26 protein-coding genes, 1 tRNA gene and 2 rRNA genes (1 of these 29 running past the window's edge) are annotated in these 26,316 nt (G+C 58.0%); 12 read left to right on the plus strand and 17 right to left on the minus strand.

The genetic code is table 11. The features are described from left to right. The first annotated feature begins 14 nt into the window (after positions 1-14). Together phaeop14_RS12935 and phaeop14_RS12940 are read left to right on the plus strand one after the other, a co-directional pair. Positions 15-1,601 (plus strand): ABC transporter substrate-binding protein, encoded by a 1,587-nt coding sequence (locus phaeop14_RS12935; RefSeq protein WP_096789779.1) that lies wholly within the window; start codon positions 15-17, stop codon positions 1,599-1,601. Between the two features lie 150 nt (positions 1,602-1,751). Beyond that, complete coding sequence (locus phaeop14_RS12940; protein WP_096790312.1) at positions 1,752-2,852, plus strand: M24 family metallopeptidase; 1,101 nt, start codon at positions 1,752-1,754, stop codon at positions 2,850-2,852. Between the two features lie 112 nt (positions 2,853-2,964). Here phaeop14_RS12940 and phaeop14_RS12945 read toward each other — a convergent pair whose 3' ends face one another. After that, a complete protein-coding gene (locus phaeop14_RS12945) occupies positions 2,965-3,372 on the minus strand; it encodes a response regulator transcription factor (protein WP_096790313.1) in 408 nt (135 codons plus the stop codon). 235 nt (positions 3,373-3,607) lie between these two features. Here phaeop14_RS12945 and phaeop14_RS12950 point away from each other — a divergent pair, with 235 nt between their 5' ends. Then, entirely contained in the window at positions 3,608-6,742 is a 3,135-nt protein-coding gene (locus tag phaeop14_RS12950; protein WP_096789780.1) for a transporter substrate-binding domain-containing protein, read from the plus strand. 718 nt (positions 6,743-7,460) lie between these two features. On the opposite strand, the gene phaeop14_RS12955 is transcribed toward phaeop14_RS12950, so the two are convergent. Further along, complete coding sequence (locus phaeop14_RS12955) at positions 7,461-8,384, minus strand: LysR family transcriptional regulator (RefSeq protein ID WP_096789781.1); 924 nt, start codon at positions 8,382-8,384, stop codon at positions 7,461-7,463. A 114-nt stretch (positions 8,385-8,498) separates the two neighbouring features. Between phaeop14_RS12955 and phaeop14_RS12960 the strand changes: the two genes are divergently transcribed. Beyond that, on the plus strand, positions 8,499-9,455 hold the full coding sequence (locus tag phaeop14_RS12960; RefSeq protein ID WP_096789782.1) for a glutathione S-transferase family protein: 957 nt from the start codon (positions 8,499-8,501) through the stop codon (positions 9,453-9,455). A 48-nt stretch (positions 9,456-9,503) separates the two neighbouring features. Then, on the plus strand, positions 9,504-9,881 hold the full coding sequence (locus tag phaeop14_RS12965) for a nuclear transport factor 2 family protein (protein ID WP_052465747.1): 378 nt from the start codon (positions 9,504-9,506) through the stop codon (positions 9,879-9,881). A gap of 71 nt (positions 9,882-9,952) precedes the next feature. Here phaeop14_RS12965 and phaeop14_RS12970 read toward each other — a convergent pair whose 3' ends face one another. Continuing rightward, complete coding sequence (locus tag phaeop14_RS12970; protein WP_244905769.1) at positions 9,953-10,543, minus strand: TetR/AcrR family transcriptional regulator; 591 nt, start codon at positions 10,541-10,543, stop codon at positions 9,953-9,955. Between the two features lie 97 nt (positions 10,544-10,640). On the opposite strand from phaeop14_RS12970, the gene phaeop14_RS12975 reads away from it, so the two are divergent. Continuing rightward, positions 10,641-11,507, plus strand: a complete 867-nt coding sequence (locus phaeop14_RS12975) for an NADP-dependent oxidoreductase (protein ID WP_096789784.1) — start codon at positions 10,641-10,643, stop codon at positions 11,505-11,507. Between the two features lie 62 nt (positions 11,508-11,569). Here the strand turns inward: phaeop14_RS12975 and phaeop14_RS12980 are convergent, their stop codons facing one another. Genes phaeop14_RS12980 through gstA form a run of 3 tightly spaced genes read right to left on the minus strand, consistent with a single transcriptional unit; the run spans position 11,570 to position 12,783 of the window. Beyond that, on the minus strand, positions 11,570-11,791 hold the full coding sequence (locus phaeop14_RS12980) for a tautomerase family protein (protein ID WP_096789785.1): 222 nt from the start codon (positions 11,789-11,791) through the stop codon (positions 11,570-11,572). Between the two features lie 3 nt (positions 11,792-11,794). Then, positions 11,795-12,175: a nuclear transport factor 2 family protein gene (locus phaeop14_RS12985; RefSeq protein WP_096789786.1), complete on the minus strand. Its 381-nt coding sequence runs from the start codon at positions 12,173-12,175 to the stop codon at positions 11,795-11,797. Continuing rightward, on the minus strand, positions 12,172-12,783 hold the full coding sequence (gstA, locus tag phaeop14_RS12990) for a glutathione transferase GstA (protein ID WP_096789787.1): 612 nt from the start codon (positions 12,781-12,783) through the stop codon (positions 12,172-12,174). The genes phaeop14_RS12985 and gstA overlap by 4 nt, the downstream gene beginning before the upstream one ends. A 106-nt stretch (positions 12,784-12,889) precedes the next feature. Here gstA and phaeop14_RS12995 point away from each other — a divergent pair, with 106 nt between their 5' ends. Continuing rightward, the gene (locus phaeop14_RS12995; RefSeq protein WP_096789788.1) at positions 12,890-13,774 is read left to right on the plus strand and encodes a LysR family transcriptional regulator; all 885 of its coding nucleotides are present in this window, start codon (positions 12,890-12,892) and stop codon (positions 13,772-13,774) included. Between the two features lie 175 nt (positions 13,775-13,949). On the opposite strand, the gene phaeop14_RS13000 is transcribed toward phaeop14_RS12995, so the two are convergent. The 8 genes from phaeop14_RS13000 to phaeop14_RS13030 form a co-directional block, all read right to left on the minus strand. Next, positions 13,950-14,441 (minus strand): hypothetical protein, encoded by a 492-nt coding sequence (locus phaeop14_RS13000; RefSeq protein ID WP_096789789.1) that lies wholly within the window; start codon positions 14,439-14,441, stop codon positions 13,950-13,952. Between the two features lie 157 nt (positions 14,442-14,598). Then, entirely contained in the window at positions 14,599-15,648 is a 1,050-nt protein-coding gene (locus phaeop14_RS13005) for a plasmid recombination protein (RefSeq protein ID WP_096789790.1), read from the minus strand. 21 nt (positions 15,649-15,669) lie between these two features. Next, positions 15,670-15,963 (minus strand): hypothetical protein, encoded by a 294-nt coding sequence (locus tag phaeop14_RS13010; protein ID WP_096789791.1) that lies wholly within the window; start codon positions 15,961-15,963, stop codon positions 15,670-15,672. Between the two features lie 680 nt (positions 15,964-16,643). After that, the gene (locus phaeop14_RS13015) at positions 16,644-17,054 is read right to left on the minus strand and encodes a hypothetical protein (protein ID WP_096789792.1); all 411 of its coding nucleotides are present in this window, start codon (positions 17,052-17,054) and stop codon (positions 16,644-16,646) included. 123 nt (positions 17,055-17,177) lie between these two features. Next, a complete protein-coding gene (locus phaeop14_RS13020; protein WP_158524514.1) occupies positions 17,178-17,630 on the minus strand; it encodes a YiiX/YebB-like N1pC/P60 family cysteine hydrolase in 453 nt (150 codons plus the stop codon). Between the two features lie 309 nt (positions 17,631-17,939). Then, the gene (locus phaeop14_RS20085; protein ID WP_096789794.1) at positions 17,940-18,896 is read right to left on the minus strand and encodes a reverse transcriptase family protein; all 957 of its coding nucleotides are present in this window, start codon (positions 18,894-18,896) and stop codon (positions 17,940-17,942) included. 330 nt (positions 18,897-19,226) lie between these two features. Beyond that, a complete protein-coding gene (locus phaeop14_RS19645) occupies positions 19,227-19,595 on the minus strand; it encodes a hypothetical protein (protein ID WP_145957408.1) in 369 nt (122 codons plus the stop codon). Next, positions 19,585-20,445, minus strand: a complete 861-nt coding sequence (locus tag phaeop14_RS13030; protein ID WP_096789795.1) for a phosphoribosyltransferase-like protein — start codon at positions 20,443-20,445, stop codon at positions 19,585-19,587. The genes phaeop14_RS19645 and phaeop14_RS13030 overlap by 11 nt, the downstream gene beginning before the upstream one ends. 436 nt (positions 20,446-20,881) lie before the next feature. Between phaeop14_RS13030 and phaeop14_RS13035 the strand changes: the two genes are divergently transcribed. From phaeop14_RS13035 to phaeop14_RS13045, 5 genes are all read left to right on the plus strand, one after another. Beyond that, positions 20,882-21,385 carry a type II toxin-antitoxin system PemK/MazF family toxin gene (locus tag phaeop14_RS13035; protein ID WP_145957409.1) on the plus strand — a complete coding sequence of 168 codons (504 nt, stop codon included), beginning with the start codon at positions 20,882-20,884 and terminating at the stop codon, positions 21,383-21,385. Positions 21,386-21,441: 56 nt separating this feature from the next. Then, entirely contained in the window at positions 21,442-21,882 is a 441-nt protein-coding gene (locus phaeop14_RS13040) for a hypothetical protein (RefSeq protein WP_096789797.1), read from the plus strand. 186 nt (positions 21,883-22,068) lie between these two features. Next, positions 22,069-22,227: a hypothetical protein gene (locus tag phaeop14_RS19695; RefSeq protein ID WP_158524515.1), complete on the plus strand. Its 159-nt coding sequence runs from the start codon at positions 22,069-22,071 to the stop codon at positions 22,225-22,227. Positions 22,228-22,305: 78 nt separating this feature from the next. After that, a complete protein-coding gene (locus phaeop14_RS19905; protein ID WP_244905770.1) occupies positions 22,306-22,692 on the plus strand; it encodes a recombinase family protein in 387 nt (128 codons plus the stop codon). A gap of 141 nt (positions 22,693-22,833) precedes the next feature. Further along, the gene (locus phaeop14_RS13045; protein ID WP_244905771.1) at positions 22,834-23,904 is read left to right on the plus strand and encodes a recombinase family protein; all 1,071 of its coding nucleotides are present in this window, start codon (positions 22,834-22,836) and stop codon (positions 23,902-23,904) included. Positions 23,905-23,977: 73 nt separating this feature from the next. Here the strand turns inward: phaeop14_RS13045 and phaeop14_RS13050 are convergent. The 3 genes from phaeop14_RS13050 to phaeop14_RS13060 form a co-directional block, all read right to left on the minus strand. Continuing rightward, positions 23,978-24,054 (minus strand) — tRNA-Met (locus tag phaeop14_RS13050). A 145-nt stretch (positions 24,055-24,199) separates the two neighbouring features. Then, positions 24,200-24,314, minus strand: a 5S ribosomal RNA gene (gene rrf, locus phaeop14_RS13055). A gap of 115 nt (positions 24,315-24,429) precedes the next feature. After that, positions 24,430-26,316: ribosomal RNA gene (locus phaeop14_RS13060) — 23S ribosomal RNA — on the minus strand; it runs 941 nt beyond the window's last position.

A 26,316-nucleotide genomic window follows, 5' to 3' on the forward strand; every position in this document is an offset into this window, starting at 1 on the left:
ACAGGGAGACTGACATGAACCTCGTGAAATCCGCCTTGCTGGCCAGCGTGATGGCGCTGCCTCTGGCGAGCGGCGCTATCGCTGACACGCCCGCCAATGCGCTGATCGTGGCGCAGAATATCGACGATATCGTCGCCATTGACCCCGCCCAGGCCTATGAATTCACCTCCGGTGAACTGGTCACCAACCTTTATGATCGCTTAGTGCAATATGACGCCGAGGATCCCACCGCGCTGGCGGCGGGTCTTGCCAGCGACTGGGAAGTCGACGCGGACGCCAAGACCATCCGCTTTACCCTGCGCGACGATGCGGTGTTTCATTCCGGCAACCCGGTGCGCGGTGAGGATGTCGTGTTCTCACTGGCTCGAGTGATCAAACTGAACCTGACCCCGGCCTTTATTCTGGCGCAGCTGGGCTGGACGGCTGAGAATGTCGATCAGATGGTGACCGCCGACGGCAACAACGTCACTATCAAATACGAAGGGGAGTTTTCCCCCGCCTTTGTGATGAACGTGCTGGCCGCCCGCCCCGCCTCGGTGGTGGACAAAGAGGTGGTGATGGCGAATGCCGTGGACGGCGACATGGGCAATGGCTGGCTGAATGAAAACGCCGCCGGCTCCGGCCCGTTCAAGCTGCAGGGCTATCGTCCGGCGCAGATGGTCCGGTTGGCGGCCAATGCGGATTATTTCAAGGGCGCACCCAAGATGGAAAGCGTCATCATCCGCCATGTAGCCGAAGCCGCCACGCAGGAGCTGCTGCTCGAATCCGGCGATATCGACATGGCCCGCAATCTGACACCCGATCAGATCCGTGGCTTTGACAGCGACGCCATCAAGGTGGAGACCTACCCGCAGGCGGCGGTGCATTTCCTGTCCTTCAACCAGAAAACCGACAGCCTGACCGACCCCGCCGTCTGGGAGGCTGCCCGCTATCTGGTGGATTACAAGGGCATGACCGACACCATCATCAACGGCCAGATGGAGATCCATCAGGCGTTCTGGCCCAAGGGCTTCCCCGGTTCCTACGACGAAACACCATTCGGTTATGACCCGGAACGCGCAAAATCCATCCTCAGCGAGGCCGGGATTGAGACCCCGATCACCGTGTCGCTGGATGTGATCAATGCCGCCCCCTTTACCGATATGGCGCAGTCCTTGCAGGCCAGCTTTGCCGACGCAGGGATCAACTTTGAAATCCTGCCCGGCACCGGCAGCCAGGTGATCACCAAATACCGTGAGCGCAGCCATGAGGCGATGCTGCTCTATTGGGGTCCGGATTTCATGGATCCGCATTCCAATGCCAAGGCTTTCGCGTATAACTCCGACAACTCGGACGACAACTATGCGGCCACCACCACATGGCGCAATGCCTGGGCTGTGCCGGACGCGATGAACGCCAAGACCAAGGCTGCTCTCACCGAGGCGGATCCTGAAAAACGGCTGGAGATGTACCGTGAATTGCAGGCAGAGGTGCAGAAAACCTCTCCCATCGTGATCATGTTCCAGGCCGCCTATCAGGTGGCAATGGATGCGGATGTCTCTGGCTATGTGAATGGCGCGACCTCCGATTTTGTCTTCTACCGTCTGGTGGAGAAGAACTGATCCCCCGGCGCCACGTGGCGCTTTCGCCTGCTCCCCTTATCCGGGGGCGGGCATCTGGGGCCGGCGCTGACATGAGCCGGCCCTTCTTTTCATCTTCCGGCCCGATCTGCCGCCACCGATGGGGCCGCCCGCGCTACAGGACATATGACCATGACCACGCCTCCCTATGCAGACCGGCTGACCCGGCTGCGCCACCGCATGACTGAGACCGCCACCGATCTGGTGGTGCTTGGCCCCTCCAGCCATATGATGTGGCTGTCGGGTGTGAACCCCCACGGCGACGAGCGGCCCGTGCTGCTGATGGTCAGTCAGAGCCACGCAGGCTTTCTGATGCCGGGGTTGAACGCCGATGCGGCGCGCACATCCACCGATCTGCCATTTCGCTGCTGGTCGGATGATGACGGGCCGGATGCCGCGCTGACCGCGCTGCTCAATGACTGCGGCGCCACGGCTGCTGGCCTGTCGGTGGTACTGGATGAAACCATGCGCGCTGATTTTGCGCTGCGGGTTCTGGACGCGATGGACGCGCCAAAGCGGCGCTTTACCGATGATACCGTGGGCCTCCTGCGGGCGATGAAGGACGACGCCGAATATGCCGCGCTGAAGGCTGCACATCTGTTGAATGATGCCGCCGTGACCGAGGCGTTTTCCCGCCTTGAAGAGGGTATGAGCGAGCTGGATGTGCAAGCGATCCTGCATGCCCATTACAAGGCCCACGGCGCCAGCGCGGAATTCACCATCGTCGGTTTTGGTGCCAATGGCGCCTTCCCGCATCACCACACCGGCGACACCAGGCTGACCCGCGACATGGCGGTGTTGATCGACACCGGGTGCCGGTTGAACGGCTACCCCTCGGACATGACCCGCTGCGGCTGGTTCGGCACGCCGGAGGCCGAATATGAGCAGGTGTTTGAGGTGGTCGAAGCCGCAGTAAAAGCCGCAGTCCAAGCCGCGAAACCCGGCGTGCGCGCCAGCGAGGTCGACCGTGCCGCCCGCGACACCATTGCTGCCGCCGGATATGGTCCGCAGTTCCTGCACCGCACCGGCCACGGGCTGGGTATTGATGTGCATGAACCGCCTTATATCACCGCCACCTCTGATATTGAGCTGCGCGCTGGCAATGTGTTCTCGATCGAACCGGGGATCTACCTCAAAGACCGGTTTGGCGTGCGGCTGGAAGAGATTGTGATCCTGCGCGAAACCGGCGCCGAGATCCTGTCGGAGATGCCGCGCGACATGCAACGGCGCTGAGACCAGATCATCTGCCAACCAAAAAATCAGGCGCACCCCGCATCCGGGCTGCGCCTTTTCATATTTCCCGGCATCTGGGTTACCTCCTTGAAGCGGCCACCCGGGCGGGTGATCAGGTCAGAGGTTGCAGCAGCTGATCAATGAGGGCCAGCAGCTCTGCCGGTTCAAACGGTTTCGTCAGCGTCGCCGTCGCACCAAGATCCTTGGACGTGACCAGCAGCTGCTCCAGCCCCGGACGCTGCGTGGCCCCGGACATCGCTATAATCGGCGGAATTGTATGCCCGTCGCGTGCACGCCCCTGTAGGAAGGAGATAACCATCACGCCGCCATCTGGTATGGCGCGGTTGTTTTTCTTTACGATCAGATCGGTGATGACCAGATCAAAGTCGTATTCTTTGTACTGGGCAATCGTTTCGGTCGCGTTTTCACAGATGATGGGGAAATGACCGGCCTGCTCCAGAGAGACCTGCAACAGGCTTGCAAAAATCTCATCATCCTCCAGAACCAGTATGTTGGCCATTTCCATCTCCCCTCTCCGGCGCAGTAATGCAACCACCGGACCAGACGCTGATGCACTGTCATTTTTTTCGCGAGCTTTTTACCTGGCACTCGGGGCTTATACAATCGCTGACGCTGCTCAAAGACTGCTGATCCGGAGCGGCGGTTGGTTTCGCCTGACATTCCCGGTCGCTCAACTATAACATTGCATCAACCCAAAACACTGACCCAAGCCAGCACGCAACGGAGCCTTCGACATGGTAAGACCAATCCGGTTCCTGTTCTCGTTCTTTCTGCTGGTGATTGTAGCCTTGCCCGGCTGGTCGCAGGACGGCCCTGCCCCGCTGCGCATCGGTTTTCTGTCGGTCCCCCCCTTTGCGCAGCGCAACATTCAAGGTGAGGAAACTGGATTTCTGGTGGAGTTGGCGCAGCAGCTCGCAACCGAGTTGGGCACCAGCATCACATTGGTGCCGGTGACGTCGAGCCGCGAATTCGTGCAGGCGCAGGTCGAGGGCCGTACCGATCTGATCGCTGGCATCGCTCAGCTGCCGGCACTGCGTGACAGCAATCTGTTTTCTACGCCGATTTCCAGAGAAACCCTGCGCCCCGTGGTTAGGATCGATATGGCTCTCAGCCAGTCGACTGCAACGATGAGCGGCGCGCGCGTGGGTGTTGTGCCACCCGCGGTTGGCTCCGATCAGGAAGCGTTTCTCGCACGCAATACCACCGTGAATTTCTCCACACCCGAGGCTGCTGTATTGGCGCTGCTCTCCACAACCGTCGATGCGGTGATGATCCCGGAGCCAGTGGCTTTCAATATCGCAAAATCCGCGGGAGTTGATAACCGGATACGGTTCCTTAACCCTCCACTGCGCGAGTTCGACCGCTATATTGCCCTGCATCGGAGCCGCGCCGATCTGATGCCTAAAATCGAAGTCGCCTTGCGCCGAATGAGACAAGACCGACGCCTGGACGACCTGCTGCTGAAGTATTTTCTGGATATCCCCCTGCCTGTACCGGAGGTTCTGCGGGTGGGTGTGCGTCATGCACCGCCCTATCAGCTGATCGATGCTGATGGCGAATTTTCCGGTTTCGCGGTCGAAGCGTTGCGCAGCCTGGCCCAACGCACAGGTCTGCAGCTGGACTTTCAGCACATCAGCGAAGAAGAGTGGCTGCTCGGGCCACAGTCGGACACCTACGACATTCTTCCTGCGGTTCAGGTCACAAGCAAGCGGCGCACAAAGATGGATTTCGCAGATCCCATTTTGGCTGCAGATCAATCTGTCTTTACCATGGCCGCAGGGACAGAAGTGATCTCGCGGTTGGCAGACCTTAGGGGGCTGCGGGTAGGCGTGCATGCAGAAAACGCCGCCGCGCTGGACATGGGTGCGAGATTGAACTGGCAGATGGTTCCCATGACCAGCGTGCCGGAGCTGCTGACAGCGCTGGAGGCCGAACACGTTGATGCCGTGATAGATCAACCTGATATCATAATGGCAGCAGCAACCGGTCGCAGCGCAGCAGGCAATCTAAACGAGGTGCTGCCTGCGATCCTGAGCTATGAACGTGCGCCCGCATTGCGATTTGGCCTGGGGGAAGTGCGCGACAAACTGAACTTGGCGTTACCACAGTATTTGATCTCTGCCGAATATGCTGAGCTGCGCAGAAAATATCTTGGGGCGCCTGTGTTCTGGACCTCTGGCCGACTGACCCTTTTGGGCCTCGCAGCAGCGGGCGGGCTATTGGCTCTATTGGGAGTGCAGGGCATCGGCCAGCTGCGCGCGCGCCGTCGCATCGCGGCAGACAAGGTCAGACGCGCCCGCGAAATCGCCGAAATCCGCGATGAGTTGGAAACCGTACTGAACGCCGCGACCAGCGGAATTATCGCTTTGGACCGTTCTGGTCAGATCATCCGGATCAACAGCCGGGCGCGCCTTATGCTGGGTGGGGTATCCGCTGAGACGCCGTTTCTCTGGCCGGAGGGGATCAACTTTTTGAACAGCGAGAACCTCACCCCACATAGTGTCGGCGCCGATCCGCTACAGCGCGCACGCGCAGGCGATGTTCTGTCAGGGGAAACCCATTTGTTGCAGCGCAGCGCCAGCGGGGATGATTACCGGCATGTCCGGGTCAGAAGTGCGGCATTGGAAAACGAACAACATGGTGTTGCCCTTGTCCTGGTAATGGATGATGTCACCGAAGAGGAACGCAACCGGCAGGTCGTCGAACGCAAAAGCAGACTTGATGCGCTTGGTGAGCTGACCGGCGGTATCGCCCATGACATCAACAATCTACTGGCTTCCCTGCTATATGCTGTGGATCTGGCGGACTCGGCATCCACTGCCGATAGTCGGGCACGGTTTCTCGGCATCGCAGCAGCCACGATCAACCGCGGGCGCCAGCTGACCACGCGGCTTCTGGCCTTTGCCAAACGGCAACCCGGTGTTGCCATCACCAAACCGGTCCATGAGGTTCTAACTGAGTTTCACGAACTGATCCGCCCGATGCTCGAGAAACGCATCGAAATTCTGATGGAAAAGGCTGACCGTGATCTGCTGGTGCATTGCGACCCTGCGCAGCTGGAAACCGCGCTGATGAACCTGGTTCTGAACAGTCGCGATGCAATTATGAGCAGCGGCCATGGTACGCGTATTACTCTGAAGGCCCAGCCTGCCCCCTCCCCTTGGGACGGTCCAGGTGGGGATTCAGGCGACGGGTTTGGCAAGCAGGACGCTCGGGACGGCACCGCCAACTACCACTACGTTGAACTGTCGGTCTCAGATGACGGGCCCGGCATGAACGAGACCACGCGGGACCGCTGTACAGATCCCTTCTTCACAACCAAGGACAGCAATTCCGGTACCGGACTGGGGCTTTCGATGGTCTATGGATTTGCCCGCCATTCCAGTGGAGATTTGCAGATTTGCTCCCAGCCAGGCAGCGGTACTACAGTGCTTCTAACCCTTCCGCGGGGCTCTGACCTTAGCCCCCCGAACACCTCTGCAACCGACGCGCCTGCTGAGAAAGGTGGAGGTGAAATCATTCTGTTGGCCGAGGATGAACCCGACCTACGGGAGATAACCTGTGATATGTTAACCGAGCTTGGCTACCGTGTGCTTCCCGTTGGATCGGTGCAGCAAGCCCTGGATATGCTGGATCACAGGACGAGATTTGATCTGCTGCTGACCGATGTGGTGATGCCTGGTCCCCTAGGCGGCTTCGAGCTGGCCGACCGAGTTCGCGAAATCCACCCGGCAATGCCCGTGGTCTATACCTCGGGATATACCGGTATCACTCCCGCTAAGACCGGCCCCGCCGCGCGCCCCCTGCTTCACAAACCTGTCCACCCGAAGGATCTGGCAGCCGCGATTGCAAAAGCCCTGCGCGATTGATTTTATCAAGCTCGGGCTCCTTGTGAATTACCGAACACCAGGGCGAGCTACTGCCTCTAGTCGCACACCCGACCACATCCTTTCATCACACGGCTGACCCGCTTGCGAGATACCTCCAACAGAAGGAGTGAGCGAGTGGAGGATCTTCTGGACAAGATCCGCGCCTTCAGTCTGGGGGATCAAGGCACCATGTCAGGCACGTGCGGCCGAACGCGGCCCACACGCAGTTTGCCATGGGTTTCCCAGCCTGCGTGCAGCACCGAGAACAGCAGCAAGCCATTGCTGGTGGAAGCACGCATAATATTTGCCTTGCTGACTTATACGTTGGACAATTCTCTGCAGCATGCTGCTGGAGTTTGTTTGCAGCTGCCATTCGGATGGGAAATCATGGGGTGTGTGAGGATAGACAACTGTCCGAAGGCGACCGCCAACAATTGGTGAGTACCCTTCTGCGGAGTGGTTGTGGTGCACCTTCGTGCAAACTGCTCAGGTTTAGCCATGACCGCAATATGCTCGTCATTCACTCTAAACTGGCCGCTCGACCAACAAATCGGCTTTCGCCCCATAGCTCCAGACCAGACACCAAACCAATCGGGCTTGCCACTCCGAGGTGACGCGCGCTCTGAGAGTAGTAATTTTTTGCGGCGGGCAGCCGACCAACCCACTGAGCAGGCAGGGCATTGTTTGACCCCGAGCAGTCCACTGACCTGATGACCCATCACCCGCCCAGGCCAGCCTCGATGTCCCAGAAAGGGGTTTCGCGGCCGATCCGGTCCGCCAGAAAATCAGCAAAGGCGCGAACTTTTGCTGGCATGTGGCGCCGCTCGGGGAAGACCGCGTATAAGGATTGCTCGGGCAGCGCATAAGCTGGAAGCACCTGCACCAGGCGGCCCGCTGCCAGATGAGCGCCCGCCACAAAGGTCGGCAGGCGTCCGATCCCAAGCCCGTCTATCAAGGCAGTACATAGCGCCTCGCTGTTGTTGACCCGCAGTCTTCCTTTTGTGCGCACACGTATTTCCCCCTCGGCACCGTGCAGGAGCCATTCCCGCGGGTCGCGCGAATAGCTGTAATGCAGGCAGCTGTGGTGCAGCAGGTCTTCGGGATGCTTTGGCGTTCCGGCCTGCGCCAAATACTCTGGTGCCGCGGCGAGGACACTGTGAATCGGCGCCAGCCTGCGGGCGATCAGGGCAGAATCCGGCAGGGTGCCCGCCCGGATAGCCATGTCGAACCCGGCTTCGACCAGATCCGCAACCCGGTCATCCATGGTCAGATCCAGCGTGATCCCCGGGTGGTGCTCGAGAAAATCCTTTATCAACGGCGCAACATGCAGCCAGCCGAAGGACATCGGCGCGTTGACCCTGAGCCGGCCGGCGGGCTGCCCCCGCATGGCAGTGACGGCATCCTCCGCTTCCCTGGCCGACCCAAGCGCCTGCACCGCATGGGACAGGTAGATCTCACCGGCCTCGGTCAGGGACATGCTGCGTGTCGAGCGGTGAAACAGCTGCATGCCCAGATGCGCTTCCAAGTTGCCGATCCGCTTGCTGACAGCGGATTTTGTGATCCCCAGCTGCCGGGCAGCGGCGGCAAACCCGCCGGTTTCCGCGACCGCCACAAAGACCGGAATGGCGCCAATCTCAATCATGCTGCTCTTTCCATTGTCAACTTCTACTCACCCTCAAGTTTCCCGAATAGCGAATTATCGCATCTACGGGAACCAGTTAGATCATTCCCATCACTCAGCTTGCCGGAGGCCGCCATGTCCAGAATGCTCATCAATGGAATTCTTCGCGACAAGCCTGTCACTGCGGACGGGCAGTTTCAGCGGATGCCAAGCGCGTTCCGGTCCTGGATCGAAGCCAGCCCCGGTGCCGCGTTTCCGGCCGTATCAGGCCGCTATCATCTGTATTTGTCCAAGGCCTGCCCCTGGTGCCACAGCGTCGACCTGATGCTGACGTTCAAAGGTCTCCGCGATGCCGTCAGCATCACATGGATGGACCCGGTCATGTCGGAGGACGGCTGGGTCATCGACCAGCCCGGCTTCGAGGAGACTGCGGGCGTGCCGCGCGACCGTTATCTTTATGAGGTCTACCAGCGGGCCGCACCGGATTTTACCGGTCCGATCACTGTGCCCCTCTTGCTGGACAAGCAAAGCGGCAGGATCGTCAGCACCGAGTCCGCAAGCATTCTGCAGATGCTCAACACCGCCTTTGCCGGAGCGGGCGCAACCGGGCCGGACCTCTATCCCGGCGCGCTGTCGGATGAGATCAGCCGTCTGACCGCCATGATCCATGCGCCGGTTTGCAACGGCGTTTACCGTGCCGGATTCGCGACGGCGCAACCCGCCTATGACGAAGCGGTGACCCGGCTCTTTACTGCGCTGGATGAGGTCGAGACGGTACTGGAGCAAAGGCGCTATCTGGCCGGGGAGGAGATTACCGGCATTGATCTGAAGCTCTTTGCGACCCTTGTGCGGTTTGATCCCGTCTACGTCACGCATTTCAAGACAGATCGAAAGCGGATTGCCGACTACGCCGCCCTGTCCCGCTATCTTTGCGATATCGGCGGGCTGCCCGGTGTTCGCGAAACCATCGACCTGCCCCATATCCGCGCGCATTACTTCCAAAGCCACCGGCATATCAACCCGGCGGGCATCATCTCGATCGGACCGGACAGCCCCTTTGCGGAGATGCCCGCGCCGCAGGGAGCCGCGTGATGCCCGGCTCCAGCTTCCACTGCTCAACCACAAAACAGGAGAACCCCCATGCAGATTTCAGCCAAAGAAACCACGCCACATACCGCATTGATCGAGGGTCTGTACTCTGCCGTTGACGCGATGAATGCCGAAGCCGTCGCCAGCTTTCTGACCGATGACGTGACCTTCCGCCTGGGCAATTTCGACGCCATCACGGGACGCAAAGCGGTTGAGGACGCCAACGCGTCCTTCTTCGCCACGATCCGCGCGATGGGCCACACGATTACCGGCATATGGACAAGCGGTAATGCGGTCTTCTGCGAAGGGGACGTTCACTATACCCGCACGGACCAAAGCGAACATAAGGTGCCCTTTGCAACGCGCCTTGGCCTTCGCGACGACAAGATCGCCACATACAATGTCTATGCTGATATCTCGGGACTGTGACCGGGATCGCGGGCCTGTGGTCGCCGTCCAAGGCGGACACAGGTCGCAGGCCGCTGGCCGCAGGCCGGATGCTAGGATGACACAGGTAGCTGGCTGAGCGCGAGCTCGGCCACCTCATGCAAGTCACCCGCTGACGCCCCGTCGCGAGCCTGCGCGGCCAGTCCCTGGATCAGGACCGCCACGTATTTCGCCAGCAGATCAGGTTTGGTGGATGCTGGCATGTCCCCTGCTTCCATTCCGCGCCGAATGCGGTCTGCAATCATCGTCTCGCTGGCCTGCCGATATCCTGTCAGCAGATCCTGAGCGCCCGCGCTGTCCTTGCCGCAATTGGTTGCCGCGCTGACAAGCAAACAGCCCTTGGGTCTGTCTTTCGTGCAGAATGCCTCAATGGCGTCAGAAACAAAGCGGCGCAGGGCCGTCTCGGCGGTTGCTTCCGCGCCAAGGGCGCGGGGGGCGTAGGCGGCAACACTCTGCGCGTAATGGGCGGCGCATCGTTCGAATAGCGCCTGCTTGTTGCCGAAGGCCGCATAGATGCTGGGAGGGTTCACCCCCATCGCAGCACTGAGATCGGCCATGGAGGCAGCCTCGTAGCCTCGCTCCCAAAACAGCAGCATCGCCTGTTCAATTGCGTCATCAGTGTCAAAGGATCGGTGTCGTCCCAAGGTCGTCTCCATTTTATTTATCAATCACTACAGAAATGTGCTTGACCCGGCAAGCCGCAAGTTGTTTAACGATCATTACAAAATATTGGAGGTACGGATGAAAGCTGCAATTATCGAAACCTATGGCGGACCTGATCACTTCCGGATGGCAGAGCTGCCGCGCCCGGAGCCCAAGCCCGGGGAGCTGTTGATCCGCATCCAAGCATCCAGTGTGAATCCGGTGGATGTCGGTGTCCGCGCGGGCAATATCCTGCCTGATGAGGCGGCCAATTTCCCAATGATCCTGGGCTGGGATGCGGCGGGCACGGTCGAGGCGCTTGGTCCTGAAACCGACGGTTTTGCGCCCGGCGACCGGGTGATGGCGATATCACCGCAGCCGGGATCACTGGTCGGCACCCACGCGCAGTTTGCCGCGCTGCCAGCGAGCCAGGTTGTGAAAATCGCGGATGCGGTTTCCTTCACCACCGCCGCCGCGGTGCCGCTGATCGGCAGCACGGCCCTGGCCGCACTTCAGGCGCTGGACCTGGCACCGGGCGCCCGTGTTCTGATCAACAATCCCAAAGGGGCAGTTGGCGCAATGGCTGCGAAAATTGCCCCCTTGCTGGGGTTCGAACTGGCCGACCCAGACACGCAGGGTGTCGATGGTGCCGTTGATGTGCGCGGTCGCGAGCACGCGCAAAAAGCATTCGCCGCTGTCAAGGATGGCGGCGCCTATGTGACCGTCGTTCCAGAATGGTGGAAGCCGGGAGGGGTTTTTACCCCCGCTCGCGGGATCACCCCGGTGACGGTTCAAAACCCCGCCAATCGAGACGTTCTGGCCCCGTTGGCCGATTGGCTGGCACAGGGAGATCTGCTCCCGGACATCGAAGAGATCTTGCCACTTGACCAAATATCAGAGGCACACCGCAGACTGGAAGCCCCCGGACATACCGGCAAACTGGTCATGGATCACACGCGCCTCTGAAGCCGACCGCAAAAGGCAGGCGGAGTTACCCCCGCCTGCGACCGCCTCTGTCGGCTGCGTTTTCACCGCGCCTGCCTTCTGTACTCCTGCACCGGTAGGCCGCCGACGCCCCAATCCTCCAGCGGGACCTCATTGATCACCACAAATGTGGTCGCCGGGGATTTGCCCAGAACCTTCTGCAAAAGATCAGTAACGCCGCTGATCAACTGCGCCTTCTGCTCAGCGCTCGGGCCAGTGCCATCGGGGCCACCTTCGCGGGTCACCTTGATATTCACATAAGGCATTGCTCAATCCTTTTTCGGCACATAGGAGAACACCTTTGCAACGATACGCCATTCGGCACCGTAGCGGACAAGGGTCAGCAGGTCATAAAAATCACGTCCCATCATGGTCATCCGGGCGTCAACGCGGGCCATCCGGTCGCTGGCAAAAGCGATCTCCAGGATCTCCTCCTCGCGTGGTTCGCCGCGCCGGGCAGGCGGTTCACGACCGTCCACGCGGGTCATGTAAGTCTCAAGATCGAGATACAGCTCGTCGCCTTCGGTGGCGCAGACATAGGCCAGCTGCGGGTGAAAGACATCACGCAGCATGGTGCTGTTGGCTTGATGAAGCCCCTCGAAATAGGCCTCCATCAGCGCGCGGACCTGTTTGCGATTCGTAGGCGTCATTGGATCAGCCCCTCTGCGCGCATCGCGGCCTGAGCGGAGGGGTGCGCGGCACTGCGGTCTACAAAGGCAGCCAGCCGGGGCCAGCCGACCAGGTCGATGCCGGTGAAATTCGCCCAGTTCGCGACCACGAACAAATAGGCGTCCGCAACCGAAAACTGATCCGCAACCAGCCACGCGGGGCCATCTCCCAGCTGCGCCTCAATCAGATCGAATTTGCCCGCGACATTGATGCGTGCTTTGGCCTTATCAGCCTCGGTGCTGCCCTCACGAAACAGCGGACCGAATGCCTTGTGCAGCTCAGTCCCGATCCAGTTCAGCTGCTCCTGCATCCGGGTGCGGGCCAAGGTTCCCGGCACCGGTGCCAGACCTGCCTCCGGGTGGCGATCTGCGATATACTGCAAGATCGCGGGCCCTTCGGTGAGGATGCTGCCGTCTTCCAGGCGCAAGGCCGGAACGTATCCTTTGGGATTCATAGCACGGTAGTCCGCACCGCCTTCGGTTCGGCCCGCGACGGTATCGACAGCCTCAATATCAAAGGGGCGGCCAGACTCGTGCAGGGCGATATGACTGGCCAGCGAGCAGGCACCGGGTTTGTAGTAGAGTTTCATGACAGTCTCCTGTGGTGTGATGCCCCCTGGCTACCGCCTGATATGATTGATTGATAATATTGTGTTCTCATCATAACGATTAAAAAAATGGATCGTCTGTGAACCCATGAAACACGACCAGCTCATCGCTCTCGACGCAATCGTCTCAACCGGCACCTTCCGCGGCGCCGCTGAGCGTCTGCATAAGTCGCAATCCGCCATCAGCCACACAATCCGCCAATTGGAAGACCAACTGGAGCTGGAGCTGTTCAGCCGCGAGGCCTACCGCCCGGTTCTCACCCCGGCGGGGGAAGTATTTTACCGTGAGGCCTCCAGAGTGCTGCGTCAGATGCAAGGGCTGCGCACCACCGCGGCCCGGCTGCGCGCCCGCGAAGAGCCGGAATTGACCATCGCCGTCAGCGCCACGATGGATTTGGACCTGCTTTTGCCGCCCCTTGCAGAGACCGGGCGGCGTTACCCAGCAACCCATTTGCGGTTGCGGATGGAGATGATGGGTGGCCCGATTGCGCGGTTGCTGGAGGGCAAGGCTGATATCGCAGTTGCGTCGCTGGACGGGGTGCCCCTCGACACTGTCGAGGCCGCGCCAGTTGGCGAGGTCACAATCCGACCGGTGGCCAGCCCAGATCTGGACCTGCCCGCCACATGCCGCGCCCTGGCAGCCAGCGAGATGCAGGGCCACGTGCAGGTGGTCACTGCCGACTCCGGTGGTGCGGCGCATGAACAAAGTCGCGACCTGCTGGCAGGCGGGCTGAAATGGACCGTGTCCGATCTCGCCGCCAAGAAAAAGGTGATCCTCGCAGGCCTTGGCTGGGGCGGCTTACCCGACCACATGACACACCAGGAGCGTCGCTCCGGGGTCTTGCTTCCACTCGATCTTGAAGGCTTCCCGCTGCGCCGGACCACGCTCTTCAAAATGAGGCGCAGGGACCAGGCGATCGGTGTGGTTGCCGAGGAGCTTTGGAACCGGATCGGGGGCCTCGCCCCGTCATAAGGCAGACCGCGTTTGGTGCAGCGTATTTCCGTCTGGCCGCCAGCCCAACCGCAAAGCACCGCCCGGAGGCGGCTGTAAGTATTTGTTATGTTGGGAATATTTGGTTGCGGGAGTAGGATTTGGCCTTTAGCGAACGGAAGAGACCGTTAAGTGGCGGTAGCCGGATTGCAGAGGGTCATTCAGCGGCGGCGGGATTGTCAGTAGTTGCTTTGCCGACCTCGAATTTCCGCCGCAGTTCTTCGAACTTCGCGCGCTCCTTTGCTTCGCGCTCCGCCGCCCGCTCAGCCTTGCGGGCGTCCGAGGCTTCCGCCTTGGCCGCATCGTAGGCTTCTACGATGGCCTCAACTTCCGGAGGGCACTGCGGATGCTCCATGATGGAGCAGCGGTCCTTAGAAGATGCAGCACAGGCCAGGGCAGCGACGACCTCAATGCGGGTCTGTTCGCCGAGCGTCGGCAGTACCGCCACAAAGTTCTGACCAACGGCATTGGCGAAAGACAAGGCGCGGTTCAACTCATTCACTGCGGCCTTTGCCACGACGCCGGATTGAATCGCCTGGATGGTGCGACGCGGGTCAGTTGAGACGGCGGCGGCGGCAGGTTGCGTGGTCTTCGTCTCCACGGCTCCGAGGAATTGGCGGTGCAGATCTTTGTGGTTGGGCTTGGACATGAGGATCTCCTTTTTTGGTCCAGTTTGGGGCAACCGCTGACGTTGCATCTTGGAAACAACTGCGGCTAAAAATTATCTCGCAATCTTTCCGGCGATGTGGTCGCCAAAATCAGGATTTTCTTCGGAAGAATTGCGTAAGCCACTGTAATAAATCGATTCATTTTTCATCCGGGGCATCCCCTTTGGGCTTTGCTGCGTCTGAGCGGCCTGCCTCCTCGCCCAAATACCCATGCTTGAGCAACAATCTCCGCAACCCCACAACCTGCTTGCTCACGGTCCTCCATGTCGTTCCCAGGCCCTCACGAATGGTCGGTGGAAGGTCCTTCACTACGTCCAAGAGCGCCTCCCGCGTGGTTTCGATCTCTGCGAACTCGTCCCTCAGGCGCTCCTCGGCCTCATTTCGCGCAAGCGCTCGCATTGCAGACCAGGCACGACCGAGAAGGCTCTCTGCGCGCTGCCGCCCCTTCCGCGACTTGGCGACGCGTTGGATAATCGGTTTGGCGTGGTCGGAGGCCTTACCAGCTTCTGTCACGGCCAAGCGCGGGGGGCCGGAAGCATCCTTCACCTCGAAGTAATTCGAGGCGAGGCCTTCTGCGACTGCGAGCACCGCATCGGCTTCATCCGCCGTCCTCTGCGCGGCAGCTTCACGCTCTGCCAGCGCCACCGAGCGCCCCTCCACCTCAGCGGCCTCCGCCTCGATAGCCTCCTCGCGCGCATCGAGCTTCGATGCCCGCGCATTCAGCTCAACGCGTTCAGACCATAACTCGGTTGCAACCTCCTGCCGCCATTTCCATGTCGGCTTATGGTTGACCGGGTCTGGCCCTTTCATACCCGCAGTTCTCGCTTGCCGCGCGGCGAAGGCCCGCGCTTCTCCTCGCACCAACCCGGCCTGAGCGAACCAAATTCCCGCAATGTCTTGGGCGTGCTCATAGGACCGGATCGCGTCGTGTTTGGATGGGATCAGCATTTGCCGACCATGCTGATCTTTGCCGCGGGGCAGGATCACGGCATGGATGTGATAGGCCTTCTCATCACGGTCAGCGCGGGGATGCACCACGTCCTCCCCGAAATTGTAGGTCAGCCAGCCGATGGCGAGATCCTCAAACTGCTTCTCACGTCGACGCTTTGCCATCATGCCGCGCCAGGTCGACTGATCCCCGGCAGACTCGAACCAATCAGCATGGGCGGTGATGATGACTTCGCGCATCGGGCCATGTTTCGAGGGCCGCTATGGATCCTTCGGCCCTTCTATCATGCGCTTTTCGATTTCACTTACACGCTTCCTTTTCTTAAGCTTCGTCAACTCGTTGGCAAAGTTCTCCATCCGCATGTCGTCGATCTCCGCGAGGGTATCCACAGCCCAAGTATCGCTACCGATCAGGAGCTTATTGAAACGAGTTCGGCGTGGCTCGAACTCGTTCCGATCCATCTGCCTTCGAAGGCGATGAGGTTCGAAACGGGACAGCTGCTCCGGGCGCAGGCCCTCAAAACGCAGAACGATTGGATGGTTGTTGGTCGCCATTTTGATCTCCAGAGGTTGAGATCAGAAAATGGGTCGATGTTTTGGCGGGCCGGAGAAATCAGGTGAAGCTGGCATGAATGGAAGTGCGGGAGAAAGTACTCACTAAGTAGACCGCACTCCGGCACCTATGGTGCCTATGTTCGGTCTACCCGCTCGCCCGGGGCGCTGCCCCGGAACCCCGCCCGCCGGGGGCGCTTGTGCAGCGGGCACTCCTGCGCGGAGGGCGGCAAGGAGGACGTTCCGCACTCTCCTTGCAACCTCTGCTCCCGGGAGAGGTCGTTCCGCACTCCTCCCCCAAACCCCCGCCTGCTCGCAGGGGCCGTTCGCCACGCCCCTGCACCCCTTGGCCCTTGCCCGAAGCGCCGTTTCACCCGAAGCCAAGACGGGGACGCTTAATGGAGCGTCCCCGTCTTGGATTCCTGCTGTCGCGAAAATTCACAAACGCAGCACGAAGAGGTTTACGCCAACCATCACAAACGGCAGCTCTGCACAGATAGTGACCTTTGCAAAATCGTGCAAAGCACACTTGGTTGTCGCCCTAAACTTGGTCGAACGCCGCGGCGCAGCTTCGGCATTGCAGCCGTTCGTGGATCGCGCAGCATTTCCGAAGGTTGAACAACCGCACAGCAGGGCGAAGCGGGCTTTCGCTGGGGCTCAACCAATGGCCGCATCAGTAGTTGTCATGGATGACGCATCAGCCAATCTTCTGCAATGTCGAGTCGAGTGGCATGATTATTCGCCAACATCTGATAGAACTCAATGAGCATCGCTATCGTCTGCCTTGGTCTCATAGAATAATAGTATTGGTAGACTTTCGCATTCTCCACGTACCGATTTTCTGTACGAGATCCTTCCAAAAGCGTGCTCTTGCAATACCATCTAACATCGTCAGGCTGCCGATTGCCTACATCCTCCAGGAACTTCGCGTCGTAGTGCCATGGATTAATCGCGTGGTCGATTTTCCAAACGTCAAGGACTCCGGACTCGACATAAAGCTGCATGATCGTCTCGTCATACTCGGGATGTTCCAGCACAAGTTTATCAACGTCGCTAAGATTCTGAATTGACTTATCAATTTTTTCGAGCACCATCTAGAATATGGTTTGTAGACTGCCGCATCTGGTCTAGTCCGCTGGGATGCGTCTGCCAAGCTTGATACTCTTCGTCGGTAACGTCCACGGTAGCATTATCAACTTCGACAAGCTTTGCGCTCTTCAGTAATTCCTCTGGCGTACAAAAATTGGGGTTCCTGACGAGATTGACGCCATTGGCAGCATAAGCTTGCGCGACGAGGCGGCTAAAAACTGTTTGGGCGAACCCTTTTTTCCTAGGCCCTTCCAAGCCCTACCAGCTTCCAGAGTTGCGTATTCGCTTCCGACGCGCTCTCGGACATAGTTGCAAATTTTGATTGAGGTGGAGGTGGACATCCCGTCCTGTAAACGTAAGGCAAATACGGCGTTGTGCTGCTCGAAGAACAGTCGCTGAGTGTTCGCCGAATGCACTCCATCTCCAGTCGCATCAATGACTGAGCAGTGATCGACATACAGCATGGCGTGTGAAATCGGGCTGACGGTGGTGGCACGTATGAATTTACTGATCTTTTCGTCGGATGTGGTCAGGATTACATCCCCACGCTTCAGTGCTTTCTCGTTTAGTCGTTTTTTCATCGCTACCCCCTTTTCTGCACAACTTTCTACAACTTTGATGGCGTAAATTGAAACTGCAAAGCCGCCACTGGCGCTCGTTGCGGCAGCCCGGTTGCAGCGATATCTAACGTGGTCTCGGCCGCTAGTTGGCGACACCAGCCCAAAGTTGTCCGTAGAAGCAATAAAACGTCGTGCGCCCCCAATCATCCCTCAGAGCTATACAGAACCCATTCTGCCGTAATCTTAGGCACCCCTACTGGAAGTAATGGCAGGTAAACGACATCGTTTTTCTTAGAAACTAATTCGCCGGACACGATGTAACCTCGATTTCTATGATCGGAGGTAGTCTGGAGCTGCGGACCGAAATCTTTCAGAACAACGAAGAAAGCGGGGATGGTCCGGCTCGATTTGACGCCAAAAATCAAGTTTACCTTTCAGTCTTAAAATGTAACTTGGATCGTAGATCTTTTCAGCGTTCACGTGACTAGCTACTCCATAGCGCCAAATGTAGAAAACCTCCTTTTCAACCTCGCGTCGGAACTGTCTAGTTGGCCGAGGTCTTCCTGTAGAGATGTCCAGGCCAGTAACGACCATTTTTTGCCCTGCCTCAACATAGCGAGTTTTCTTATGATTTATTTGAAACCCCTCAGAAATCGCGCAGGCAATAGTAAAACTTTGAGCTTCGTCCGCGTCCATTTCTCCAGATATGGCGATATCATCGGCATATCGCGTGTATTTGAGCCCCCGTGATCTTGCGTACCCCAATAACCGCAAATCAAATCGGCGTGCAATTGCATTTGATAGCGCAGGGCTAGCTGGACTTCCCTGGGGTGTAGTTCCTTTCAAGCTGCAAATCTTCGCAAGGTAGACCGAAACTTGTTTGGAGTACCCCATAGATAAGAATAAGCCGACTAGCCTCCTATCTGAAATGGAGGGGAAAAAATCTTTAAAGTCCATCTTTAGTAAAAAATTAGCTCCGCAATGAACTTTCGCATTTGTTAGAATTGAGCGTCCGGGGAGGTAGGCGTGGGCGACTGTACTGACTTTGCAAGAGGGGAGTATTGTTTGCGCAATCCAGCGCTGGCAATGGAGCAAAGATGGATATGGTGCATCAATTTGGCGGCGGCCGCCAGATCTCTTTGGTATTTTGAAACTTCTGTAGAATGAAGAGCTAGAGTTTATGATTGAGGATAGCGTATCCTCTTGGATTCCAAGTAGATCTGATAAGCTTTTAAGTCCAAAAATTACAGGCACTCGATTTCGAACGAGCGGCTCAACATATTTCATGTAATCCGAAGATAAATCGGGATTTATTCCGTAGTCTTCGAAAAGTTTGCGCCAATCATTTAAATGAGACTCGGCACGGTATCTTGGCTGACGCACGACTACTACTTCCCATTCTCGTCTGAAAGACGCTCCGTAACAAGGTCTTGCGTATGCAAGATTTTGTTATGGCGCGGATTCAGATTCAAAGAAGATGAACCCGTGTCACGCGGGGAGGATTGAAGTCGGAACGAGTTCAATCCTCCCTGCTGGAGGTTAAACTCAGCCTTAGCTGCCGAAGCGACTTCGCTTCGAAACACTAGCCGAGCGCCAGCCTTAAATCTAGATATCACTCTAAACATCTTTTTGTCCAGCCTGAAATAGAAGATCTGGATCGACCTCTGATCGTTTCGGCAGATAAGGTTCGAAAGGATTCAACGCGTACTTTGTTCGTTGGCTCGGCACTTTTCTCCACGACTTCGAATGCCTTGCCGCCTGTTCAGCCGCAAAGCGTGCAGCGGCGTCTCGACCTTCTCGCGTCGCACGAAGTTTGCTCCTCTCAACCGTTAGGAAACCAATGGCCGCCAATTTTCTACTAAAGTGGGCGACTACCGCCGGAGTTTGGCGAAAGGTGTGCATCAGTGTAGTTACATCTACCCCGTCTTCAGCGCGTGCAACGCGGATTAACATACGAACATATTCGGAGGGTAATTTAGTAATCATAATTCGGCTCATCCCTTTCCAGCAACGGAAAAAAACTACCCCCATCTTTTAGATGCTTCCACCAAAACACAGGAAAATTGTTGTTCGGCGGGTTTCCGTTCTGAATAAAAAAAAGAGCCTCCGCCTGACCGTAACCTAGAGAGGGGAACGGCTGCATTCGCGCTTGGTCTAGTCGCGTTTCGATATTCACCATCAGGCGCTTTTTTTGCATGATATTTTCTGGGTCGATGCGCTGAGAGATCCCCGCCGCCATTTCAAACTCAGCATAAACTTCAATGTCAGCATCCTTAATCCGTTCAAGTGCGCTACGCATAGTCGCAAGCAAACAAACTACAATTCTCGGATTGATCGTCAAGCCCTTGCTCTTTGCCTTGTCTTGAATTCTTCGATTCAGTTCAGTCACGCGCGAAATTATCGTACCGCCAGTGCCGGAAAACTCCTCTACGACAATTATATTCGGACGCTCGTGGCAATATTTTATTGCCTCATGACCTCGAGATCGTTTTGCAATTTTTGTGAAACCATTCTCTGTAAGGCGGTTTTTTAACATTTGTAGTAGCATTTGCGAACTGTCGGGCTCGTTGTCTATTGCCGTTGTTACTACTTGCGTTTTTTCTTCCGGCACTGCGAGTTCATGACAAATTCGGTTCGCCATCGCCCCAAGCAACAATTGCAGCCTGTCCTCGCCTATATAATTGAAGTGCTTTAACAAGTCTAGGATGAGCTCACGTTCGTCTTTTGTATGCGCGAGCTCAAGAAGCCGTTCTATCTTCGCTTCGTGCCTCTGCAGCCAAGTCTGCTCGAAGTAAAGTTCGAACAGATCTCGATTGAATTGCTTCTTCTCACGCAAGATATGGGCCTATGTCATAGTGCAAATAGCGGTTCTTCCATTTCTGATCTAAGTTGCAACGAGTAGCAAGTTATAACAAGGTCGTCGTCGATAGGTTTCCGAAGCCAAGACCATCGATTTGAATGGGGACGGCTGGTTAGCAGAAGCTGCGTAGTGTTACGCCAAGATGGCTAAGGGCTGGCTCCGGCCCTTTGGCGTTGAGGGCATGTTGGCCAGACTTCGTCCGGCTTCTGCGTCAACCGCACTTCTCCGCCCCCAAACGAGCGCCCCCTCAGTGCCCTCAGGGCGGATTTCGCCGAGAGGGACACCCTCTCGGCGCTCTCCCGTTTTTCGGCTTCGGCTCAGCCGCGCGTTCGATGTGACGCGCAGCTGAGCTGAAGCCTTTTGCTTTGGCTTTTCCCGCTGGCGTCGTTGTCCCACGCCACAGGAGGCCACTTTGTATCACCATCCCCACCCTTTTTCCGCAGCGGGAGATCAGTCATCGCTTCAACGCGGCGATGTCGTGCTGTTCCGCTTTCCTCTCAACGAGGAGAACACCGAACCCGGTATCCCCAAGCGGCGGCCGTGCCTGGTGCTCAATACCCTGAGCAGCGGCGACGATCGCTTTGTCGAGATCGCCTATGGCACCTCGGCAGACACCCGCGCCAACCGCGGCTACGAGGTCATCGTCAATCACCCCGCCTCGCGCGATACGGCCGGATTGTCGAAGCCCACGCGGTTTGTCGGCGCACGGCGCATCATCGTGCACGTCGATCACAGCGGCTTTGATGGCCAGACCGATGGCCCGGAGATCATCGGGAAGCTGGACGCGCCTCTTTTGGAGCGACTGAACGCTGTCCGGGCCCGGATCCAGGCTGAGGCGGACACCGCTGCGCACCACCGCGAAGAACAGCGCGCAGAACAGGTGGGATGGGAACACGAAGCGCGCGGTTTCCGGTAAGGAACCGCGCTTTCGCGTCCCACACACCATCTCAAACCAACACAAGGAAAAGACCAATGGAAATGCCATTCAAATCCGCCAACGAGATCACCGCTATGGCCGCGTCCTGCTTCCCACTTGCACGGGCCGCTGCGACCGGGATCGAACAGGACGTGCTCGAACTCGTTGCCCCAAAGGCAAAACGTGAGGCCAAAGCCCTTCTGGCCGTCCTGCGTCGTGGTGCAATCGTCGAGAAGGGCGTCCTTGCGATGCTGCACGGGCTGGTGAGCGTTCTGGATGTCCAGGTCCTCGAAGGAACCTATGTGGAGACCCACTACGACCACAGCCCCGAGAATGTCTCAGACGACGCCAGCTGGAGCAAGGAGCGGCTGACGCCGGAAGCCGACCGCCTGGCCAATGCTGTGGCGGTTCTCTTCGAGCTCTATGCAACCCTCGCGGCGGTGCACGACATCCTGAAGGCCGAGAAGGCCTTGGAAGCGCTGCGCAGTCCGGCCTGACAGAACACGCGGGCCGGAACACCCGCGTCAGGGCGCGCCGACGAACCTTCTGCTGCTACAGATGTCGGCGCGCCCGCAAAGAAGAAGCCCGTGCAGGTCATCCCCGCACGGGCTCATCAATCACACGCGAGAGCACGGTCTCGCCGGTCTGTCGGTTTTCGGTGTCCACAGCCGAAGGAGAAGCCCATGGCCCTCACGAACTTGATCGATCTCATCGCCGAAGTTGCCGCCAAGCGGGCGGCCCGGGAGGCCAAGGCAAAGGCGGACACTCCGGACGAGGTCAGATCACACTGGACCCTGATTTTGGCCAAAAAAAGGAACCTGCACCGCCTTTGGTCACGGTAACCGTGTTTTGGGCGAGGCTGGACAAAACCGCTACCAGGCGCAAGACTTCGACGCGCCCGCCTTTTTGGAAAGTATTGAATGCTGCACGCCGCCAAGCCCCTCCGCGTTGCGATCTATGCGCGCTACTCGACAGACCTGCAGAACCCGACATCGATCGATGACCAGGTGCGCCTGTGCCGCCAACACGCGGACCTACAGGACGGCTGGACCGTGGTGAAGGTCTTCCAGGATGTGGCGATCAGCGGCGCGACACGCGGCCGTCCGGGCTTTGACGCTTTGCAGGACTTCATCGCTGATGGCGGTTGCGACATCGTCCTATTCGAGCACCTCGACAGGTTGGCGCGCGATCTTGAAGTGTTGATGCTCTTCTACAAGAAGGCCCGCCACGCCGATGTCGAGATGCACCAGCCCCATCGTGGCAAGCTGGGGATCTTTGACATCGGGATTCTCGGCACCTTCGCATAACTGTTTCTGGAAGAACTGTCACACAAGACCCGTCGTGGCCTCATCGGCCGTGTGGAGGCGGGCAAGAACACTGGAGGACGGGCCTACGGCTATCGCTCGAAAGCGCTTCCTGAGCGCGACGGAAAGTCAGACGGCAGCGTCATGGAGATACATCCCGAAGAGGCCACCATCGTGCGCCGCATCTTCACGGAATACGCCGCAGGCAAATCCCCGCGCCAGATCGCGGCCGACCTCAATGCGGCTTCCGTCCCTGCCCCGCGCGGGCGCGGCGCAGGCAGCGGTCACTGGAAGGCCAACACGATCTACGGCCACCGGGCCCGCGGCACAGGTATTCTCAACAACGAACTCTACGCCGGGCGCCACGTCTGGAACCGGCAACGCTATTCCAAACACCCCGAGACCGGCAAACGGGTCTCGAAGCCCAATCCGCCCGAAGACTGGCTGATCACTGAGAAGCCGGAGCTGCGGATCATCGATGAGACCCTCTGGAGCAAGGTGAAGGAGCGCCAAGAGGGAATAGACAGCCAACGCACCCGAGCCGAAGCCGGGGGCCGCTCCGGAGCTGGAGCCGCGCAGAGCGCGCGAAGACGGAAGTATCTGCTCTCAGGGCTGCTGAGCTGCGGCCAATGCGGCGGCAACCTTACTGTCGCGGGCAAAGGCGCGCGCCGACGCTATTACTGTGCCAACCATAAAGAGAAGGGCAAGGCCGTCTGCTCCGGCATGCCCGGCCTGGCCGAGACCGACGCCGCCGAGAGCATCCTGAGCGGTCTTCGCACAGGCCTGATGCAAGACGCCGCCTATGAGGATTTTCGGAAGAAGTTTGTCGAGAAGATGCGAGCCAAAGAGCACGAGACTGGCGAGACCCTGCGTCGCCACGATGAGCGGATCCAGGAAACAGAGAAGACCCACGCCAACCTCATGCGCGCGGTCGAGGGTGGTACCTTCTCAGAGGCGCTGATCGAGCGGCTGAATGCGGTGGATACCGAGCTGAAGGCCCTGCAGGCCGAACGGGAGGCCCTTGTTCCCACTCCGATCGTCCTGCCGGACGACCTGCCCGGTCTTTACAAAACCTACGTGGCTGACCTTGCAAGAACGCTATCGGATGAGGCGGTGGCAGGTCCGGCGGCTGACGAACTTCACTCATTGATCGACACGGTGGTGGTGAGCTGGGATGAGCAGAAGGAACATAATGAGCTTGAGATTCAAGGTTAGCTTTTGGAACTGTTGAGTATTGCAGACAGCAAAAAGGCCGAGAGTCTTTCGACTGCGGCCTGTTCGCTAAAGCTGGTTGCGGGAGTAGGATTTGAACCTACGACCTTCAGGTTATGAGCCTGACGAGCTACCGGGCTGCTCCATCCCGCGACATTTTTGTTTTGCCTCATTGCGTTTTGTTGCTTGAGGCTGCCGCTGCTTGATCACGCGTGTTGTGACTGGGCGTTTTTTCTTCAGATGTTTTTGTCTGAAGGTATATTTTATTGGTATCGTTTATGTTTATGGATTTTTCTAGGTTTGGCGGTGACCTACTCTCCCACGCCTTAAGACGCAGTACCATCGGCGCAACAGTGCTTAACTTCCGGGTTCGGGATGGGACCGGGTGTTTCACTTGCGCTATGACCACCAAACCGAGGAAAATCCATATTCGCGACGTTTCGGTTTTGAGACGTCGCGGAGATACAATCGACATGAAGTCCAAGTTTGTTTTGCTTTTGGTTCTTGTGTCACTGACTGTTACTGGAACAGATCAAGCCTATCGGGCGATTAGTACCGGTCAACTGAATGCATTGCTGCACTTACATCTCCGGCCTATTGACGAGGTGGTCTACCTCGGCCCTCAGGGATACCTTGTTTTGAGGGGGGCTTCCCGCTTAGATGCCTTCAGCGGTTATCCTGTCCGATCATAGCTACCCTGCACTGCTGCTGGCGCAACAACAGGTCCACCAGTGGATCGTTCACCCCGGTCCTCTCGTACTAGGGGCAACTCCTCTCAAGTATCCTACACCCACGGCAGATAGGGACCGAACTGTCTCACGACGTTCTAAACCCAGCTCACGTACCTCTTTAAACGGCGAACAGCCGTACCCTTGGGACCTGCTCCAGCCCCAGGATGAGATGAGCCGACATCGAGGTGCCAAACACTGCCGTCGATATGGACTCTTGGGCAGTATCAGCCTGTTATCCCCGGCGTACCTTTTATCCGTTGAGCGATGGCCCTCCCACTTGGGACCACCGGATCACTATGGCCGACTTTCGTCTCTGCTCGACTTGTCAGTCTCGCAGTCAGGCTGGCTTCTGCCATTGCACTCAACGAGCGATTTCCGACCGCTCTGAGCCAACCTTCGCGCGCCTCCGTTACGCTTTAGGAGGCGACCGCCCCAGTCAAACTACCCGCCACGCAGGGTCCCGGATCCGGATAACGGACCGCGGTTAGACATCAAGAGTGCGAAGGGTGGTATCTCAAGGGAGGCTCCACCGGAACTAGCGTTCCGGTTTCGATGCCTACCACCTATCCTGCACATCACAATCCTGATGCCAGTGCGAAGCTGTAGTAAAGGTGCACGGGGTCTTTCCGTCTAACCGCGGGAAGCCTGCATCTTGACAGGCAATTCAATTTCGCTGAGTCGATGTTGGAGACAGCGGGGAAGTCGTTACGCCATTCGTGCAGGTCGGAACTTACCCGACAAGGAATTTCGCTACCTTAGGACCGTTATAGTTACGGCCGCCGTTTACCTGGGCTTCAATTCGGAGCTCTCACCCCTCCTTTTAACCTTCAGGCACCGGGCAGGCGTCAGACCCTATACGTCGTCTTGCGACTTCGCAGAGCCCTGTGTTTTTAATAAACAGTCGCCACCCCCTGGTTTGTGCCCCCAGCTCCAAGTTGCCTTGGAACCGGGCCTCCTTCTCGCGAACTTACGGAGGTATTTTGCCGAGTTCCTTCAACATCGTTCTCTCAAGCGCCTTGGTATTCTCTACCAGTCCACCTGTGTCGGTTTAGGGTACGGTCTCATGGAGGGCTATTTCCAGGGACTGATCAGCAGCCCATTCAATCCGATAAGGATGAACTACCTTCACAATCCGTCACATCCTCCTGGCCTAGGAATATTAACCTAGTTCCCATCGGCTACGCCTTTCGGCCTCGCCTTAGGGGCCGGCTTACCCTGCTCAGATTAGCTTTAAGCAGGAACCCTTGGACTTTCGGCGAGAGTGTCTCTCACACTCTTTGTCGCTACTCATGTCATCATTCTCGCTAGTGATCTCTCCACGGGATCGCTCACGCGCCCGCTTCATCGAAAGCTTCGTGTCTCCGATGTGTCCGAGGACACTAAGGAGACATGAAGCTATGTCACACTACGCTCTGCTACCATGCACTATGTGCATCCTAAGCTTCGGCTCATGGCTTGAGCCCCGTTACATCTTCGCCGCAGGACGTCTTAATTAGACCAGTGAGCTGTTACGCTATCTTTAAAGGATGGCTGCTTCTAAGCCAACCTCCTGGTTGTTTTGGACATCCCACCTGCTTTCCCACTTAGCCATGAATTAGGGGCCTTAGCTGTAGGTCAGGGTTGTTTCCCTCTCCACTACGGACGTTAGCATCCGCAGTGTGTCTGCCATCTAGTACTCCCGGGT

This window comes from Phaeobacter piscinae (genome assembly GCF_002407245.1).
GTDB classification, from domain to species: domain Bacteria; phylum Pseudomonadota; class Alphaproteobacteria; order Rhodobacterales; family Rhodobacteraceae; genus Phaeobacter; species Phaeobacter piscinae.